The following is a 19,452-nucleotide window of genomic DNA, read 5'->3' on the forward strand; positions in this document are numbered from 1 at the left end:
AATATAAAACATATGTCATGAAAAGACAGATTTTTATTTCTTTTTTATTGGTGTTAACCACTTCAAATGTGTTTTGGGGTCAGGAAACTGCAATACCTGATTCCAAATTTGAACAAGCACTTATAGATCTTGGGATTGATTCTGATGGTGCGGTAAACGGTGTGGTATCGACCGAAGATATTAATGACGTAACAGATCTCAATATTTTTGATAAAAATATCGTTGATCTAACGGGAATTGAGGGTTTTGAAAGTTTAGAAGTACTGAACTGTTCTAATAATCGGTTAACCAATATTGATATTAGCCAGAATACTCAACTTGTCGAATTCAACTGTGCTTCGAACCTATTGGAAACCCTTGATGTTTCTCTGAATATATCTTTAGAAACATTAAATTGTAGTGATAATCGACTGCTAATACTCGATGTTTCTCAAAATGACTTGCTTAGAAATCTTGATTTTACTTCAAATCAGGTAAGTATGATCAATACCAGTCAAAATGATTCTCTTGTCAGTTTGAGAGGTTCAAATAATAGATTGAGTAATCTCGAAATTGATACCAATACTTCATTAGAAGAGCTGATTTGTTCCGAAAATCAGTTGTCGGGTCTTGATATAGATGCTAATACAGAGTTAAAAACATTATTATGTGCTTCTAATCATATTACGAATCTAAATCTTTCAGCAAATGATTCGCTTACTTTTATTGATGTTTCAGATAATCAATTAAGCACTCTGGAAGTCACTAGTAACAGGCTTCTTACCAACTTAACTGTTTCCGACAATCAATTAACAGAATTGAACCTCAGTTTGAATGATTCCTTAGAGTTTTTGGGGTGCTCTAATAATCAGTTAACCCTTTTAGAGCTTGAGAACAATAAAAAAATAGAAACTTTGATTTCAGCATTTAATCAATTGGTGTTATTGGAGGTAAGTGAAAATATAGAATTAGAATCTATAGATGTTTCGTTTAACCTAATCTCTGAAATTGATATTAGTGAAAATGATTCAATTACTTCACTCAATTGTGCTGCGAATCAATTGAAAACCCTAAAAATCAACAATGGCAATAATGAAGAATTGGCAACTTTAAATGCTTTAAACAATCCTAATTTATATTGTATTGAGGTAGATGCTACTGCTATGGCCAACGACCAAATGACCTGGTTAATAGATAATGTAGCTTCATATGAAGAAGTTTGTGAGCCACTTACTTTCGTTCCAGACGATAATTTTGAGCAAGCCTTAATCGATATGGGTTATGATGAAGCACCACTAGATGATCTCGTTTCCACAGCTAGAATTGATACCATAACCGTCTTAGATATAAATAACAAAAATATAGAACGATTAACGGGAATTGAAGCTTTTATTGCTCTTGACTCATTAAAGTGCTCCAACAATATGTTGAGTAATCTGAATGCTACTCCACTGATTAATCTGGAATATCTAGATTGCTCTTCTAATAACTTGGTGGATTTAACTTTGAAAAATGTACCTGCTGGAGTATTGACTTTCCTCGACGCAACCGGAAATCCTGAATTGGCTTGTATTCAGGTCGATGATGTTACCGCCGCCGAAAACGAACCCGATTGGTCTATAGACGCGACTTCATCCTACGATTTAAGTTGTACCACCAATAAAACTTTTATCCCAGATGATAATTTTGAACAAGCCTTAATTGACCTTGGTTATGACCGTGGTTCTTTAGATAATTATGTCGTAACCGATTCAATAAACAAAATAGAAATCCTTAATATTAGCAATAGAAATATTTTTGATCTTACCGGTATAGAAGCATTTGTAGCTCTAGATTCTTTAAATTGTTCAGAAAATAAGTTATCACTTTTAGATATTAGTAATAATCTTTCCTTAAAAAATCTTTCCTGTTTTAGTAATAATCTTGCAGAACTCAATCTTCAGGTAAACGATTCCATAATAAAGCTTAACTGTGGAGGTAACAAATTAGCCAATTTAGACTTACAATCCAATCCAAATTTGGATTTGGTAGCGTTAGTTTGTGACAATAACAACCTAGCACAACTTGATGTAAGTGATATGACCAATCTAGAGTCACTGGATTGTAGTTCGAACAATATTTCAACAACAGGAATTGGAGGTTTAAATATCACCGGTACAACACTTAAACAATTGTTTTGTGGTAAAAATAAGTTTAGTATACTCGATCTTGACCCGGTATCAAGCACTTTGGAAGAATTGGATTGTGGAGATAATAATTTGTCTGAATTAGATATTTCTGCAGTTACTGAACTCAAAAAAATAAATTGTTCAATTAATTTTCTAACCGATATCGATTTCAGTGCAAATACCAATATCGAAGAACTCGCCTGTGATTCTAATCAAATAACTAACTTGATCTACGATACTACGGCATCTTATGACTTTTTTACAGATTTAAGCTGCAATGATAATTTGCTAGAAAATATAGAGGTAGATGACTTTGTAGCTCTTGAAAGTTTGAGTTGTGCTTCAAACCAATTAACAGATTTAGAAGTGAGCTTCAATCAACAGCTAAACTCTTTAAATTTTTCCAATAATAGGGTAACATCCATAGATTTAATAGAAAATGGACAATTGAGATCTTTGGATTGCTCCAATAACTCATTGGGAGATTTAGTTTTAACCGGAAATGAGAATTTAGAGCAATTGTATTGCGCAAATATCCAGCTCGAAATTCTCGATGTTGAAGTAAATACTGCTCTTATCATATTATCGGCTTCAAATAACGAAATAGAAAATGTAGAGCTGGTTAATAATACCAATATTGAGATTCTGGATCTATCATCAAACAAGCTTACAGAAATTAATGACCTTGATCAACTTCTAAATATTACCAGTTTTAGTGTAGCTTCCAATGAAATTACCGATATAAATTTAGAGGTAAATACTTTATTAACCAATATAGATGTCTCTTCTAATCAACTGGAAAGTTTAAACGTACAAAATGGAAATAATGATCAATTACTACGATTTAATGCTGTCAATAATCCAGATCTGAGCTGTATCGAAATCGATAATGAAAATGAAATTGGAGATGACTGGCAAAAGGATGAGCGGGCAGCATATAGCGAAAATTGCCGTTACGAAGATACATTTGTACCCGATGATGGCTTTGAAGAGGCTCTTGCAATTTATGATGATATCCCCAATGATAATTATGTGCCCACGGCAAATATAAGCTCGCTTATTGATTTAGATATTAGTGGCAATGGGATTACCGACTTAACCGGAATAGAAGATTTTGCAGCATTAAAATCTCTGAATTGTTCTTCAAACAGTATTGGCAATCGTCTCGATCTTAGGACTAATACTAATCTAACAGAGATTTTATGTGCAAACAATCAAATCGATAGCTTGTTTGTAAGTGATAATTATATCATACAAACACTCGATATTTCTTCTAATCGGTTTTCAGAAATTAATATTGAAGTATTTTCGGATCTAACGAGTTTTAAATGTGATGATAATCAGTTTACGGACCTTGATCTTAGTACAAATAGTAAGTTAGCCGAAATACGTTGTAGTGCGAATCAATTGGTAACATTAAGTGTTAATAATGGAAATAATAGTAATTTATTAGTTTTTAATGCACAGGACAACCCAGATTTAATATGTATAGAGATTGATGACATCAGTATTATTGGTGCAAGCTGGCAAAAAGATGATACGGCTTCTTATGCAGAAAATTGTTATTATAATCAAACTTTTATACCCGATGATGGATTTGAGCAAGCTTTAATAAATTTGGGGCTTGATTCTGGCCCATTAGACGATTATGTGCCAACGGCTGCAATAAGCTCGATTACTAACTTAAATATTAGTGGCAAAGAAATTTCTGATCTTACCGGCTTACAAGATTTTACAAGCTTAGTTACCCTGAATTGCCGAAATAATCTAATAACGAGCATAGATATTAGCAGTAATGTGTTAGTAGAAAGATTGTTATGTTCGGGAAATCAATTAACAAGTATTGAAGGTACAGGCATAGCTTCAAATACGGTATTAACCCTAATAGATGTGTCTAATAATATGCTTACGAACATTGATGTAAGTGCCAATACAGCTTTAACAGAATTAAACTGTACGTCTAATCAACTTACGAGCATTGATATTACTCAAAATCCTAATATCGAAACTCTTTTATGTGCTTCAAATCAACTAATAACGGTCAATATAAATAATGGATTTAATACAATTCTCGAAAATTTTGATGTCATCGATAATCCTAATTTAACCTGCATATTGGTGGATGATATTGCAGCTTCTGAATCATATCCTAATTGGTTCAAAGATGAAGAAGCCGCCTATAAGTTAGTCTGTGATGATGATGATAACGATGGTGTGCCCGATATAGAAGATCTGTGCCCAAATACTCCATTTGGCAGCACAGTTGACTTATTTGGGTGTGCCTTTTTTACATTGCCGTCAACCAATTTTACAATTTTAACAACTAGCGAAAATTGCAGAAGTAGTAATAATGGAAAAGTAAAAATTGAAGCAGTCGAAATTTTTAACTACAAGGCAACAATTGTCGGGGCTGAGGTAAATGCGGAGTATGATTTCACAAACGATGTTGAGATCAGAAACCTTCGAGCGGGCATTTATGAGCTGTGTATCACTATAGATGAGAAACCCGGTTATAAAGTTTGCTTTGAAGTCATTATTACCGAACCCGAAGATTTATCGGTAATCGCAAGTGTTAATAGCAGTGAGGCAAAAGTATCTTTAGAAATGTACGGAGGATTAAATTATACCATAGATTTTAATGGGTTGGTTTTTAGCACACAGGACAACTTAGTTACTTTAAATTTAGACAAAGGAATTAATACAATTCAGATCAAGGCAGACGAAGAATGCCAGGGTACCTATGAAAAAACCATTTTTATAGCTAACGAAGTGCTTTTTTATCCAAATCCATTCCGGGATAATCTTAATATGTATTTAGGTACTGGTTATTTAAAAAATGTTGATCTTAAAATATATTCCCTTTTAGGGCAATTGGTAGTGTCAAAAGAATATAAACCTTTAGATGGGTTAATACATGTAGATACCTCATTTCTTGAATCTGGTATGTATATGGTTTCCATAAGCTCCGAGAGTTTTCAATCCACTTTTAAAATTGTAAAAAAATGAAAAAGTTATTCTTTCTTTTTGGTTTGATTGCTATGATATGCGCATGTAGTAGTGATAGCGACGAAGGTACAGAGGAGCAAGAAGCTACTCAAAACCCTACAGCTTCAAATCTAATTTTTCCTTTTGAAAACTCACTTTGTAATGTAGGTACAGATATCACTCCCACAGAAAGCACTGTATTATTTGAGTGGGAAGCTGGCGCTAATGTAGATAGTTACGAAGTAGAACTTACGAATTTAACTACAGGTAATCGTACAACACATCAATCAACAGCCACCCAAACCCCAATAGTTTTAAGTAGAGGAACACCGTATAGTTGGTTTATAGTTTCAAAATCTAATACCGTATCGGAAACAGCTCAAAGTGTTGAATGGAAATTTTACAATGCCGGAGATGCAATCGAATCTTATGCACCGTTTCCTGCAGAGGCTATTGCTCCCGAAATGGCAGAATCTATTAGAACTACTGCAAGCGAAATTATTTTAGATTGGGAAGGGAATGATGTTGATGATGATATTGTTGGATATGATGTGTATTTTGATACCTCTCGCGAACCAGAAATTGTTTCAAGTAATCTAGAAGAGAGTATGTTTAGTGTATCTATAACATCAAATACGATCTATTACTGGAAAATAACAACGAAAGATTCCCGAGGAAATACCTCAGAATCAGGCGTCTTTCAATTTAAAGTTTTATGATTTTTTTGTTTCCATAATAAGCCTGAATACTTGAGGGGGTAAAAGTATGATGGATTTTATGGATTTAGGTCTTCAACGGAATGGCGAACTACAGCACTAAACAAGTAAAGATTTTGTCATTCCGAAGAAGATTAAATATGAATTTTTAGATAACACATATATCAAAAGCTTTGTACCTTAGTAACTATATCACTTTGTAACTTAGATTCACTACTTTTGTCAAAACTTTAAACACACAGTACATGAATGCATATGTATTTCCGGGTCAAGGGGCTCAATTTCCAGGAATGGGTCTAGATCTATATGAAAATTCAGAAATGGCCAAAGAACTTTTTCATAAGGCTAATGATATCTTAGGTTTTGAGATTACCAAAATCATGTTCGAAGGAACAAAAGAAGAGTTACAACAAACCAAAGTAACTCAGCCTGCCATATTTTTACATTCAGTAATTCTAAGTAAAGTATTAGGTGATAGTTTTAAACCCGATATGGTCGCAGGACATTCATTAGGTGAATTCTCGGCATTAGTGGCCAATGGCACACTTAATTTTGAAGATGCATTGCGATTAGTATCTAAGCGAGCACTGGCAATGCAAAAAGCATGTGAATTAAAGCCTTCTACGATGGCAGCAGTTTTAGGATTAGAAGATGAGGTTGTTGAGCAAGCTTGCACCGAAATTGATGGAGTAGTAGTAGCTGCAAATTATAATTGCCCTGGTCAATTAGTAATTTCTGGAGATGTAGATGCAATCAATAAAGCATGTGAAGTATTAAAAGAAAAAGGAGCACGAAGAGCATTAGTATTACCAGTAGGAGGAGCATTTCATTCACCTTTAATGGAACCTGCACGTGAAGAATTGGCAGCGGCAATAGAGGCGACTACTTTTAATACACCAAACTGTCCTGTATACCAAAATGTAACGACAACTGCGGTTACTAGCCCCGACGAGATTAAACAAAATCTGATTGCACAATTAACTGCTCCAGTAAAATGGACGCAAAGTGTGCAAAATATGATAAAAGATGGTGCGACTTTATTTACCGAGGTTGGGCCAGGAAAAGTATTATCTGGATTAGTAAAAAAGATCGATCGATCCGCAGAGACAACTATTGCGTCAATTGAGAAGGAATAGTACAATAATGTGAGTTTGTATATAAGCTCATTGTATAAAAAAGTCGTCAAATTGAGTGATTTTTCATAGTGAAACGGAGAAAAATTGTATCGAAATTAGGCTTTTGCTTGAAAACAACTCTGACTGACGTAAATTTTCTTACATAGAGTTCAAATAGTAGCTTTATAATAAAATCCAAAATCTAAAACCTCACATATCTCTGAGATTTGTGAGGTTTTTTAGTAAATGCTACTGTTTTTTGATCCTCAATTCGTCTTTCATAAACTGGTCTATGTAAGTTGCAATTTCTTCACCTTTCTCTTCTTGCAAAAAATGCCCGGCATCCTTGATAATAATCTTTTGTTGGTCATTACTGGAGGGAATTAATTTGTAAAAGAATTTTTCTAATCCGCTAAAAACTTTATCCTTGTCAGAGAACATAACCAATGCCGGTTTATTCCATTGAGAAAGGATATCTCTCGCCTTTTGCATGGGTTTGACCGCTGGGTCATTACGATGAGCAGGAACTAAAAGTGGAAATGCAACTGCACCACCTTTATGTTTTTTATTAGGAAATGGGGCGTCATAGGCATCAAGCACTTCTTTTGATAATTTATGATATGAAGCATATTGCACAATCCCACTTACGGGTAGTGATGGGTGATATTTTGCAAACATTCTCCACAACCTAAATGGGAACGCCAATTTTTTACCCGTTGGAAGAAACGTATTTAAAACCACCACTCTTTTAAATCGTTCTGGATATTCTGCCAAAAGCGACAATCCTAATAAACCTCCCCAATCCTGTACAACCAATGTAATGTCATTAAGATCTAGCTTATGAATTAGATTTTCTAACGATCTAAAATGAAGGTCAAAATTATAATTTTTACGTCCTACAATTTTATCAGATTTGCCAAATCCTATAAAATCTGGAGCAACGAAGCGATAATTCTTTAAAACAGGTATAAATTTTCTATATAGATAAGACCAGGTGGGTTCTCCATGAAGTGCCAAAATGGTTTCGCCATTTCCCTCATCAATGTAGTGCATTTTTAAGTTTTCAAAATCAACAAAATTCTCTTTATAAGGGAAATCTTTAATGGGTTCGAAACGAGAGAAATCTGGTGGTAAGATCTGCATGATATGTAGTGTTTAATGTTCTTGGTTAACCGCTTTAAACTGAGTCTCTAGATATACTTGTTTCCATTTTCCATCGGCATAACTACCTACCTTGAAATTGTAAGTGTTATTATCAACATATATCCACATATCGGTCACCACAGACTCCCCATATTGATATTGATAGAGAATGTTATTACCATCTAGAATAACTTCTCCTTTAGTTAGTCCTCCAAAAACATCAAACTCCCAGAACTTTATGGTTTTGGTTGCTACATCATATTTTCGGATACCGTGATTTCGAGAGCCATACTGGGTCTGTTCTTTATTAGTAAACCCTTTAGATTTTGTAATAACTATGTTGTTGTTTAAATCAAATTCAAAAACAATTTCTTGTTTAAATTTACTACCGTCTCCCCAATTGCCTTGGGCTTTCCATACTTTATTAGTTAGAGGTTTGAATATAGAAAGATTGGATTCTTGAGCCAAAGTAATCTGGGTAATAAAGAAGAATAAGACTGCTGTTTTTATAAGTTTCATTTTGATTATGGTTTAAAGTTATTTAAATAACCATTGTATAGCTTGGGTAAATTGTTTTCTCCAAAATGCTTCGTTATGTTCTCCTTTTGGATCTACCACAAGTTTAAGATTTTTTTCGGGATGGGATGAAATGATATATTTATTCATTTTACGAGTGTTTTTTACCATATCCCACCCTTCCTTTTTTCCTATTAGAAGAAATATCCTGCTGTCCTCTGGTATGGGTTGATTTTTGGTAAAATCGAATACCTTTTCTGAATACCAGTAAGAAGGGGAGAAGATTCCTGCTTTCCCAAAAATTTGCGGGTATTTATATATCGCATAGTGCGAAATTAATCCACCCATAGAACTTCCCATAATTGCAGTATGCTCTCTATCCTTTTGTGTTTTATATGTGGTATCTATATAGGGCTTGATGGTATTCACAATAAACTCCATATATTGCTTGCCTTCAGCTTTTCCAAACTCTGTATTTTCCCAAGGACTAAGCTCGTTCATACGTTTTTCTTCTCCATTATCAATTCCTACTACGATTAATTCAATGTCAGATAATTTAGAGAGCTCATTTAGACTTTCATCCACACCCCACTCACCAGCATATGAAGTGGCATTGTCAAATAAATTCTGCGCATCATGCATGTATACTACAGGATATTTTTTATCAGATTTCTCGTAATTAGGAGGTAAGTAAATTCTAATTTGCCTTGTTCTATCTAATCCCGGTATTTTGAATAGGCTGTCAATAACTATAACATTGGGTTGCGCTGTTGATTCTTTAGATTTTTCTTTTGCTTCTTCAGCCTTACCCGTATCTTTTGCTGTAGAATTTTCTTCTTTTTGTTTACAGCTAAAAATGACTAATAATGATAGGATAAAGAATAGATGTTTATGTCTCATAATAGTTTTTGAAATTTATTTTGCTTTTGCGAAAGCTATTTTTATGGCCAGACCAGTTAATACTGAAGCCATAAACCATTTTTGTATTCGAGCCCAGATTGGTTTTTGAACAAAGAAAGTCGCCATTTTGGCTGCAGAAATAACGATAAGAAAGTTGATACAAAAACTAACGATGATCTGTACAATCCCCAACTGAAAACTTTGTGAAAGTATAGCACCATATTCGGGTTTTATAAACTGGGGGAAAAAGGATAAATAAAACAATGCCATTTTAGGGTTAAGCACATTAGTTAATAATCCGATATTAAATAATTTTAAAGGCCTGTCTGTTTTTAATTTGGTATTAGTTTCAAAAGTATTTTTTCTATTAGATTTGATAGTAGAATAAGCTAAATATAATAAATACCCCACGCCAAGAAACTTTACCAAGACAAAAGCATAGGGGACAGCAAAAAAAATGGCTGTTAACCCAAACGATACCATAAGAATGTGAAATAAAAACCCACAAATAACTCCAAATAATGAAATGATGCCTGCTTGTTTTCCTTGAGATAAAGACCTGGAAATTAGATATATCATATTGGGTCCAGGCGATAGTACCATAATAAGAGATGCTAAAGCAAATACTAGAAGTTCATTAATGGGTATCATTGATTTGTGTTTTTGAATACTTAAAAGTATTCTTTTTTTCTAAATTATATAGCAAATTAACATGATCTTAGCGGTCAAAAAATGTTGAAAGCGATGGTGTATATCTTTAGAATAGTAGTAATTGGGTATCAGATAATTTGAAAACACAAAAGCTTGATGAAAACGATCTAAAGGCAATTGTTTATTTCGAGAAGGATCTTTTGGTAATCTTTAATCAATTGTTCATTCAACTGATCTAAAAATTCAAGGATATTTATTAATGATTTTATTTCTCTTTTTTGCAATGCATTAGCAGCTTTGTCTACTTCATTTTGAACTCTTTTCTGAAGATTATATGTGCTCTCTAGATCATACAAACATTCATAATCAAATTCATTGGTAATACCTATAGATCTAGTAGTTTCCCATGCTATTTGAGAAAGTGTTGGGATTTCGAGTTCGATATAGGTCTGTAGATTATACTTAAATAGATTGTCGTTAACTTTTGAAGAATCTGAAGCGCTAAAAAAATTCGGATATTGCTTCTTAAGTTTAACTAATTGTTCTGGAGTGGCAATGACTTGAGAAGAGTTTTTATCAGACAATTTATGTAAATCAGTAAAAGCATTTAAAATAAATTGATTGTTATTTTGAGTTGTATTGAGCTCCTTGATGTTATTTTCTATTTCGCCTTTTATTTTTGAAATGGCAATGGTTTTATCGTGATTAACTTTTTTTGAAGAGTTCCAGTTATTAAACCATATTGCTAGATTGATTCCTATAAAAATGAGGAGCACTTCACGAATTATATATTTCCAGTCAAAGGTTTTTTTTAGTTTAAAAAATTTCACTTTTTAGTGTTTATTACAATTCAATATAATTATAACAGTAATATACTGCTATTTTTTTAGGTAATGTAATTGTCTATAGATTTTACGCATCTATCTCTTTTTTATAAAGATCATAAGATAGTAGGTAAAGTTCCATCAACATGAATTCCATATTGAGTTAGTGTTTCTACTTTTTTTGGATTATTGGTTAACATTCGGATTGATTTAACACCGATTTGTTTTAGAATTTTGGCAGCTTGTGCAAAATCTCTAGCATCTTTTTTAAATCCGGCAGCTTCATACGCTTCAGCCTGTGATAATCCAGATTTCTTGTGTTCTATACTTTTTAGCAATGCAAAATGACCATTTCCCTTTCCTTCCTGGTCTAACCAGATAATGATTCCTTTTCCTTCTTTTTGGATGAGCTGTTGTGAGATTTCCATCTGTTCCCTACAATCACATTCTATACTGTTAAAATGATGAGCAAATATGCAAGACGAATGCACTCTGCAGAGTATTTCTTCTTCACCCTTTATATCTCCCATCACTAAGGCATGTAATTCTTTTTGGCCGTCATAAAAAAGAATCTCCTTATATATGCCAAATTTTGTTTTAAGATGGGTTTCTGCTAGTTTAATAATCACAATTTTTGGCTTTAATTGTTTGTATTGTTTCCTCTATTTTATTTTTAAATGCTTCTTTTTGATCGACATGTAATGCCAAAGTGGTATACTTTCGTTTGATCCCAAAAATCCATTTTTGTGTATTTACATCTTTTAGCGTAATCACTACATTATGACTTTCTAATTCTCCTAAGGGAGATAGGGATCTTGTATGTTTATCAAATGTTATTTGCGCAGTAGAGAGTTCAACACTTTCAATATTTCGAATATCAATACAGGTTTCATTCATGATACCATAGTGCAAAATCAATGTATTATCTCGAATAGATATGGGTCTTTTAATGATTGATTTTATAAACCCAAAAACCTGAAAGGCATTGTAAGTGGTAACTGCCGTAAGAATCCAGGCAGTCCTGGGGTCACCATTTTTTACCAGATGTACATGTATAGAAATGCTCTCGACAGTCATTAAAAAGATTAATGTTCCGAACAAGGCAAGGGATCCACTATTTTTATGATAGGTAAATTCATTATCATTCACCTTTTTTCTTTTCCAATCTATCAGACCATAATATGTAAGGGCAATTTCGCTGGCTATAGGTGAGACTATAATTGAAGGAAGTATCTCATTACATATTTTCTTTAGCGAAGTATAAAAATCTGGAGTTAGCACATTTTGTTGTCTATACTTTTTTAGTATTTTTCTGAATTTATAGACTACGAAAGATATAATCGATATTTCTATAACAGGTAGCCCCCATTTTTTTAAAAGACCTAAGTAATGTTGATGTTCAATCGGCAGTATTTGAGATGCAATTATAACACCGGCAACAGAGGCAAGTAAAATTGTATACTTCGGAATAGTGGTTTTTCTAATGGTTAGAAAATAAACCATTGGTATAAGTAATAATAAATCTAATGTAATATACAAGGACAATGTATCTGAATTATCCTTAAAGACTTGAGAATTGGCTAATGATATTAATGTTAATATCATTAAAACAGGGATTCCTAAGAGAAACAACTGCTTATTTGTATAAATAGTTCTATTCATAAATCTTTTTTTGAGTCATTTAATACCTAGTTACCTTATAATAGGTCGTTAATTATAGCATATTGTAACAACATTATGGTTTTGGCGTCTTTTATTTCTCCAGTGTACATCATGTTTAGAGCGTTGTCAAAATCTAACTCCAGTACTTCTATATTTTCTTGCTCTTCTACAATTCCACCACCTTCACTTACTTTCATATCTTCAGTATATTCTGCGATAAAGAAATAAAGTATTTCGGTAACCGACCCTGGCGACATATAGGATTCAAAGACTTTTTCAACCTTGCTGATTCTATATCCTGTTTCTTCTTCAGTTTCTTTACGAATACAATCTTCTGGATTATCCTGATCTAATAATCCAGCACACGCTTCGATCATCATACCAGTTTCATTACCATTGATATAGGTGGGAAGTCTAAATTGTCTGGTTAGGATAATCTTTTTGCTGATAGGATTATATAGTAAGATTACAGCACCATTACCGCGATCATAGGCTTCTCTGGTATGTATTTCCCATGTCCCATTTTTTTTGAGATATTCGTAGGTTACCTTATGCAAAGTATACCAGTTGTCTGATAGGATTTCTTTTTTAGTAATTTTAATGGTGTCATTTTTCATTTTTAATCTTCCTATTCAGATTGAAGCTCCTTTAATACCTTAGCTCCATTGGTGTTATTAGGATCAATTTCTACAGATTTTTTGTAATTCTTGATGGCGAGTTCTTTGTTTCCATCTTTTAAATAGGCTTCGCCCAAGCTATCATATGCATTTCCGGATTCTGGAAACGATGCTACATTAAGTCTGAATACTTCAATAGCTTCTTTTACTTTATTAACTCTTATAAGTTGATATCCTACCCTATTCATTTCTATTTCATCAAGAGCGTAAGTTTCTGAAGCCTTAATTTTTTCAAATTCTTCAAGTCCAGAGGATATACCTTTATCCATAATAACACCTAATAATGAAAAAGCCACAGACTTTTTTGGATTATCATAGGCTGCGCCATAAAGGATACTGCTTATGGATCTGCTCATTTGTTTTAGGTCTGTTCTTCCTGTATTATTAAGTAATACGATTAAATGTTTATCCGAAGGAATGCGTGATATAATGGTATTAAATCCATTGATACCACCACTGTGTCCTATCACTTTAATACTATCGTTGGACTTGCCAAGAGGCTGATGATTAATACCCCATCCATAACCATAGCTTGCTTTTCCTGTTGAAGTATCGGGAGTAAAAATTAAATCTTTAGATTTCTTACTAATCAATTGATCTGTATATAATGCCTGATCCCATAGATATAAATCTTCTACAGTAGAATACATGGATCCGGCGGCATAGGGTATAGACATATCGAGATAACCTGAATTTGTATACAAAGTTCCAAATTTACTATATCCGGTGGCTCTGTTTTTAAGGATTGTACGGTGATGATCAAATCCTGTATTATTCATTTTTAACGGAGTGAAAATGTTTTTTTGTAACATTTGCTCATACGTTTTTCCTGAAACCTTTTCTATGATTACCCCTAATAAAAAATACCCCGAATTACTATAAGCAAATTTTTCTCCAGGGGTAAATTGGAGAGTAGAATCTTTAAACACCTTTACAAATTCATCGGGAGTATAGGGATTGCGAGCATGATCCTTAAAGAACTTAGGAAACGATGTATAACTAGGTATTCCTGCAGTGTGTGTGAGTAGGTGATGAATAGTAATTTTATCTCCACTAGACTTAGGATAGTCTGTTAAATATGTAGTAATGGGAACATCTAACTTCAATTTTCCTTGCTCTACCAATTGCATGATTAGCATACTCGTAAATTGCTTGGTAATCGATCCAAGTCTATGTTTGGTATCCGGTTGATTTGTGATATCCCATTCCATATTGGCAAACCCAAGTCCTTTTTTATAAATCACTTTTCCGTTTTCTGCAACAAGGGCTGAGCCATTAAATTGCCCATATTCATGATATAGGTTCATCAATATGTCAATTTGCTCCGTTTTGGTTTGTGCAACTGTAAAAGATAGCGTGATTAACTGAATGAAGATGCTAATGAAAAGTACCTTTTTTAGAGTATGCTTAAGATTTAATTTCATGATTGGTGTTTTTAGATTGGATGATTGTGATGTTTATTACTTTTTAACTTCAAAGTGAAGTCAGTTCATTGCATACGCGTAGGTTTGATTTGTTGTATCGGAATTGTATTAATTTACTTCTTGTACACCTTTCCTTCTTTCATTACAAAGACTACATTTTTCATGGTGTCTATTTTTTTGGTGGGGTCATCATTTACGGCAACAATATCCGCCAGAAAACCAGGAGCAATTTGTCCTAGTTCATTTTCCATATTCAGGATTTTTGCGTTGGTCGTGGTAGCACTTTGTATAACGGCCATTACGGGCATTCCTGCTTCGACCATATAACCAAATTCTTTACCGTTCTGTCCGTGTTTAAATACTCCTGCATCTGTACCAAACGCTATTCCTACACCGCGATCGTATGCCTTTTTAAAAGTATTTTGGATTTTTGGTCCAATCTCTAATGCTTTAGGAACAATAATAGCAGGATAGTATCCATCGATAGCCGCTTTTTCGGTAACTTCTTTTCCTGCGGTAATTGTAGGTACTAGATAAGCATTATATTGTTTCATGAGATCCATTGTTTTTTCACTCATTAAAGTACCGTGTTCTATGGTCTTTACACCTCCCAGGATTGCTCGTTGCATTCCTTCATCACCATGAGCATGTGCAGCTACATGAAAACCATAATCTTTGGCCGTTTCACAGATCGCTTTTATTTCTTCGACGGTAAACTGTGGATTAGAACTACTTTTAGCAACACTTAACACACCACCAGTTGCGGTGATTTTAATCAGATCAGCACCGTTTTTATAGCGTTGGCGTACTGCTTTTTTTGCATCTTCTACACTATTAACAACTCCTTCTTTTGGTCCAGGATCACCGATTAGGGATTTTTTTCCTCCATTAGTAGGATCTCCATGTCCGCCAGTAGTTGATATTATTTTTCCGGCAGTGAAGATTCTTGGGCCATCAATTTTTCCTTTTGCGATTGCTTTCTTTAAAGCGATATTTACACCGCTTCCTCCAAGATCTCTTACTGTAGTAAATCCAGCCATTAGCGTTTTTTTCGCCAACCCAACAGAATTATAGGCTACATCGGCTTCATTGTTTGTGTATCGCTCTAAATATGCTTTAGGATTTGATTCGTTCTCAATATGAACATGCATATCTATAAGCCCTGGCATCACCGTTTTGTCTTTAAGATCAATGGTCGTATCATCATTTTTTCCAGAGACATAACCATTTTCTACTTTGCTAATTTTATTCCCAGAAACCACTATAGTTTTTTCGGCAAGTACTTTTCCGGTTTTCGTGTCGATTAATTTTCCGCATTGTACATAGATGTCTTGCGCTTGAGCAAAAAATGTACAAGCAAATACTAAAATAAGGGTATATAATTTTCGCATTGTGTGAAGAGTGTATGTGAGTATTATGAGTTTACAAAATCGATAACAGTTTTAGTGATAAAGTCAATTTGGTCATCATCTAATTCTGTATGCATAGGTAATGAAATTACTTCTTTAATTAATTGATTTGTTACTGGGAAATCAGCTCCATTATAACGATCATCTTTATACGCTTTTTGGCTGTGCAGCGGAATAGGGTAGTAAACTCCGCAGGGTATGCTCTTATCGTTAAGATGTTGCGCTAAATCATCTCGTTTGCCATTAGTGATTCGTAAGGTATATTGATGAAATACATGACAATTACAGGTGTCACAAATTGTATCATGATCCGTACCACAACTGTTTCCTTCAACTTTTGGAGTGATAATATTATCCACCTTTTCGAAAGCTTTATTGTACTTTCGTGCAGCTGCTCTTCTAGCGTTATTATAAGTATCTAAATTAGGAAGCTTAGCTCTTAGCACTGCTGCTTGTATAGAATCTAAACGTGAATTAACGCCCACAACATCATGGTGATATCTTTTGTACATCCCATGATTTACAACCCCACGAATGGTGTGCGCCAAATCATCATCATTGGTAAAAATTGCTCCTCCATCTCCATAGCATCCTAGATTTTTAGATGGAAAAAATGAAGTAGAGGCCACATGACCAATAGCTCCTGTTTTAGCTAATTTACCATTAGTAAATTTGTAATCAGCACCAATACCTTGTGCATTATCTTCGATAACATATAGGTTATGTTCTTTGGCAATAGCCATAATTTCATCCATATTGGCACTCTGACCAAAAAGATGAACCGGTACTATGGCTTTTGTTTTTGGAGTGATTGCTTTTCTAATGGCTTCGGGATCAATATTAAATGAGTCGAGTTCTACATCTACTAATACTGGAGTCAATCGTAATAATGCGATTACTTCTACTGTTGCGGCAAATGTGAAATCTGCCGTGATTACTTCATCGCCAGGCTCTAAGCCTAATCCCATCATTGCAATCTGTAGTGCATCGGTTCCGTTAGCACAGGGTATAACATGTTTTACGTCTAAATATTCTTCAAGCTCTTTTTGAAAACTATGAACCTCTGGGCCATTAATAAAAGCAGTTGAGTGTATTACATTAAGGATGGATGAATCTACTTGTTCTTTAATGTGCGCATATTGACCCTTAAGGTCAACCATTTGTATTTTCTTCATGGATGTGTTTATTGTAACCTCACGAAAGTACAAAATATTGATACTATAGCCAATGTTATATAAGGTTTTGACGAATAATTTGTGGCTCTAATTATTATAAAGCGAAGTATCTTATGCAGGATGCTTTTAAGATACTTCGCTTCAGGAGGGGGAATTAAAGAATTTAGGTTTTAAGAATTAATTTTTTACAAATTTTATAGTTTGAAAATCATTAACCTTCAAAAGATACATGCCTTTGCTTAAGGTTTGTAATTGATTAGAAATATCAAATTGCTTTTGATATTTTGGTACAATGGTGAAGTTTTTCACCTTTTTTCCTGTAAGATCATAGATATTGAGCAAAAGCTCGCCTGCTAAAGAATATCTGTTAATGTTGAGTTGGGCTTTATTTTTCACTAGAGAAGGTGTTATAGAGAATATTTTATTCGTTTTTATATCAGGATTTTCGTTTTCTGAAGCCGCCAGAGCTTCTTTAATATCGCCTACAACAAATCCAGAAATAATAGACCTCTTAAAGTTTCCTTCGCTTTCTGCATTAAGAAAAAGGTTGTAGACTCCGGGTGTTAAAGTGCTAGTATTGAATTCGAAATAATTTTCTTTTTGCTCAAATTCAATGACATCGGTATACTCGTTACCTGTTGAAGTTCCATCAATTTCTGCTGTTTTAGTAATAATACCTCTTACCTGTGTTGGATAATTTATGGCAGTGTTTTTTTCTAACAATTTGACTCTTAAAATAGGAGTTTTTAGTGTTCCGGTTTTTTCTAAATACATTTTTAAATCTGTCGATTGTCTTACAAAGGCAACATATTTAGAATCACTTTTTATTCGAATTCCTCCCTTTGTAATGGGGATACTGGTTTGATGGTCTTGAGTATGATACTTTTTTAAAGGGGCTTCTTTTTTTATGGCGGTAGTATAGCCTTGAAAATTAGCACCTTTTTTTTCATGTAAAACATGCACTACTGCACTTTTCGATCCCTTATCTAAGGTGACTTGGTCATATTCATTATCAGAAAATAAAAGATAATAATTGCTCTCTGTAATAGAGTGATTGGTAATTTCATTTTGTTTATTTAAGCTGGTTCTAAGCGTCGGGTTTTCTATGTATTGTTTTACATAGGACCAACTAAATTGCCCTAATCCTACATCAAGATGGTCAATAATGGCTCTAGGATCATTTTTTCTGAAAACATATTCTGCACCTGGCCTAAGGGTGCTTCTATATGGGGCAACACCGTCATTAGCTCCTTGCACGGGGAGTAAAACTCCCCCGGTTAATAAAAATGCCGCGGCTGCAATAGTAGACCCTTTATAAAAACCTGATGCACCAAGTACAACAAATTTTTCGGGATCGTTATCAGGGTGATTATCAAGATATGGTCTTACCACATCTCTACAATAATAAGTGGTTGATGTGCGTGCACCTTCATTTAATCCAGTAAGACTCCATGCCCATCGTAAAGGAGGGAACTGCGAAATATTGGCTAAATATGTACCCCAAAAAGGAGTTCCTAGAGCAAAGGCCTTGGTGATTTTGTTATTTTTTCCATATCTAAACATGGCAGCCTCTGAAGCTTTGCCGCCATTACTATGCCCAACGAGGTACACCTGCGGTACATTATATTTGTTGGTCACGATATCAATCGCTTCGGCTAAGAGTTCACCATTAACCCAGATTCCTTTCCCTCGGGTAGTGGCAACAAAGACAGCTTGATACCCTTCATCATACGTGTCTTGGTAAAAGGAATTATCAAATAAAAATTGTCCCTGGTTAAGATCAATATATCCATGATTGAATATAATTACTTTTCCATTATAATTTGAAGGTGTGGTACCATAGTGAATTGTAGATTTAACTAATGGACCAATGAATAAAGGACTTAATTTTTCGGGAGTTGGAAGTTGTACTTCTAAAAAGTTCTGAGAAAATAGTAATGCACAGGAAAAAAATGCAATTAAAGTAGTTTTTAATTTCATAGTTGTTGAGTTTGTGTGAAAAGGACTATGAATTTATTAAATATTTAAGATAAATAATGATTTTTATACATAAAATATATTTTTTAATTGAAAAATTGATAATATTTAGTAAAAACTCCTTTTAGAGT

The 19,452-nt window shown here is 33.9% G+C and carries 15 protein-coding genes; 3 read left to right on the plus strand and 12 right to left on the minus strand.

Annotation, left to right across the window (positions count from 1 at the left end):
- The first annotated feature begins 17 nt into the window (after positions 1-17).
- From ABW637_RS09835 to fabD, 3 genes are all read left to right on the plus strand, one after another.
- Positions 18-5,153 carry a T9SS type A sorting domain-containing protein gene (locus ABW637_RS09835; protein ID WP_367584513.1) on the plus strand — a complete coding sequence of 1,712 codons (5,136 nt, stop codon included), beginning with the start codon at positions 18-20 and terminating at the stop codon, positions 5,151-5,153.
- On the plus strand, positions 5,150-5,851 hold the full coding sequence (locus ABW637_RS09840) for a hypothetical protein (RefSeq protein WP_367584514.1): 702 nt from the start codon (positions 5,150-5,152) through the stop codon (positions 5,849-5,851). The genes ABW637_RS09835 and ABW637_RS09840 overlap by 4 nt, the downstream gene beginning before the upstream one ends.
- A 242-nt stretch (positions 5,852-6,093) precedes the next feature.
- Entirely contained in the window at positions 6,094-6,984 is an 891-nt protein-coding gene (gene fabD / locus ABW637_RS09845; protein WP_367584515.1) for an ACP S-malonyltransferase, read from the plus strand.
- 228 nt (positions 6,985-7,212) lie between these two features.
- Here fabD and ABW637_RS09850 read toward each other — a convergent pair whose 3' ends face one another.
- The 12 genes from ABW637_RS09850 to ABW637_RS09905 form a co-directional block, all read right to left on the minus strand.
- Positions 7,213-8,106, minus strand: a complete 894-nt coding sequence (locus tag ABW637_RS09850; protein WP_367584516.1) for a haloalkane dehalogenase — start codon at positions 8,104-8,106, stop codon at positions 7,213-7,215.
- 12 nt (positions 8,107-8,118) lie between these two features.
- Entirely contained in the window at positions 8,119-8,625 is a 507-nt protein-coding gene (locus tag ABW637_RS09855) for a hypothetical protein (protein ID WP_367584517.1), read from the minus strand.
- Between the two features lie 18 nt (positions 8,626-8,643).
- On the minus strand, positions 8,644-9,522 hold the full coding sequence (locus ABW637_RS09860; RefSeq protein WP_367584518.1) for an alpha/beta hydrolase: 879 nt from the start codon (positions 9,520-9,522) through the stop codon (positions 8,644-8,646).
- A 15-nt stretch (positions 9,523-9,537) separates the two neighbouring features.
- Positions 9,538-10,173 carry a LysE family translocator gene (locus ABW637_RS09865; protein WP_367584519.1) on the minus strand — a complete coding sequence of 212 codons (636 nt, stop codon included), beginning with the start codon at positions 10,171-10,173 and terminating at the stop codon, positions 9,538-9,540.
- Positions 10,174-10,340: 167 nt separating this feature from the next.
- A complete protein-coding gene (locus ABW637_RS09870; RefSeq protein ID WP_367584520.1) occupies positions 10,341-11,003 on the minus strand; it encodes a hypothetical protein in 663 nt (220 codons plus the stop codon).
- A 110-nt stretch (positions 11,004-11,113) separates the two neighbouring features.
- On the minus strand, positions 11,114-11,626 hold the full coding sequence (locus ABW637_RS09875; RefSeq protein WP_367584521.1) for a GTP cyclohydrolase: 513 nt from the start codon (positions 11,624-11,626) through the stop codon (positions 11,114-11,116).
- Positions 11,616-12,659, minus strand: coding sequence for a hypothetical protein (locus ABW637_RS09880; protein WP_367584522.1), 1,044 nt, complete (start codon positions 12,657-12,659; stop codon positions 11,616-11,618). Before ABW637_RS09880 ends, ABW637_RS09875 begins: the two co-directional genes overlap by 11 nt.
- 35 nt (positions 12,660-12,694) lie before the next feature.
- Positions 12,695-13,276, minus strand: coding sequence for a GDP-mannose pyrophosphatase NudK (gene nudK, locus ABW637_RS09885; protein ID WP_367584523.1), 582 nt, complete (start codon positions 13,274-13,276; stop codon positions 12,695-12,697).
- An 11-nt stretch (positions 13,277-13,287) separates the two neighbouring features.
- Positions 13,288-14,760, minus strand: coding sequence for a serine hydrolase (locus ABW637_RS09890; protein WP_367584524.1), 1,473 nt, complete (start codon positions 14,758-14,760; stop codon positions 13,288-13,290).
- A 113-nt stretch (positions 14,761-14,873) separates the two neighbouring features.
- Positions 14,874-16,151 carry a metal-dependent hydrolase family protein gene (locus ABW637_RS09895; protein ID WP_367584525.1) on the minus strand — a complete coding sequence of 426 codons (1,278 nt, stop codon included), beginning with the start codon at positions 16,149-16,151 and terminating at the stop codon, positions 14,874-14,876.
- A gap of 23 nt (positions 16,152-16,174) precedes the next feature.
- A complete protein-coding gene (locus ABW637_RS09900) occupies positions 16,175-17,344 on the minus strand; it encodes a DegT/DnrJ/EryC1/StrS family aminotransferase (protein ID WP_367584526.1) in 1,170 nt (389 codons plus the stop codon).
- A gap of 177 nt (positions 17,345-17,521) precedes the next feature.
- A complete protein-coding gene (locus ABW637_RS09905) occupies positions 17,522-19,324 on the minus strand; it encodes a T9SS type A sorting domain-containing protein (RefSeq protein ID WP_367584527.1) in 1,803 nt (600 codons plus the stop codon).
- Positions 19,325-19,452 lie beyond the last annotated feature (128 nt).

The organism is Aquimarina penaris (assembly GCF_040786285.1).
In the GTDB taxonomy this organism is placed as follows: Bacteria; Bacteroidota; Bacteroidia; order Flavobacteriales; family Flavobacteriaceae; genus Aquimarina.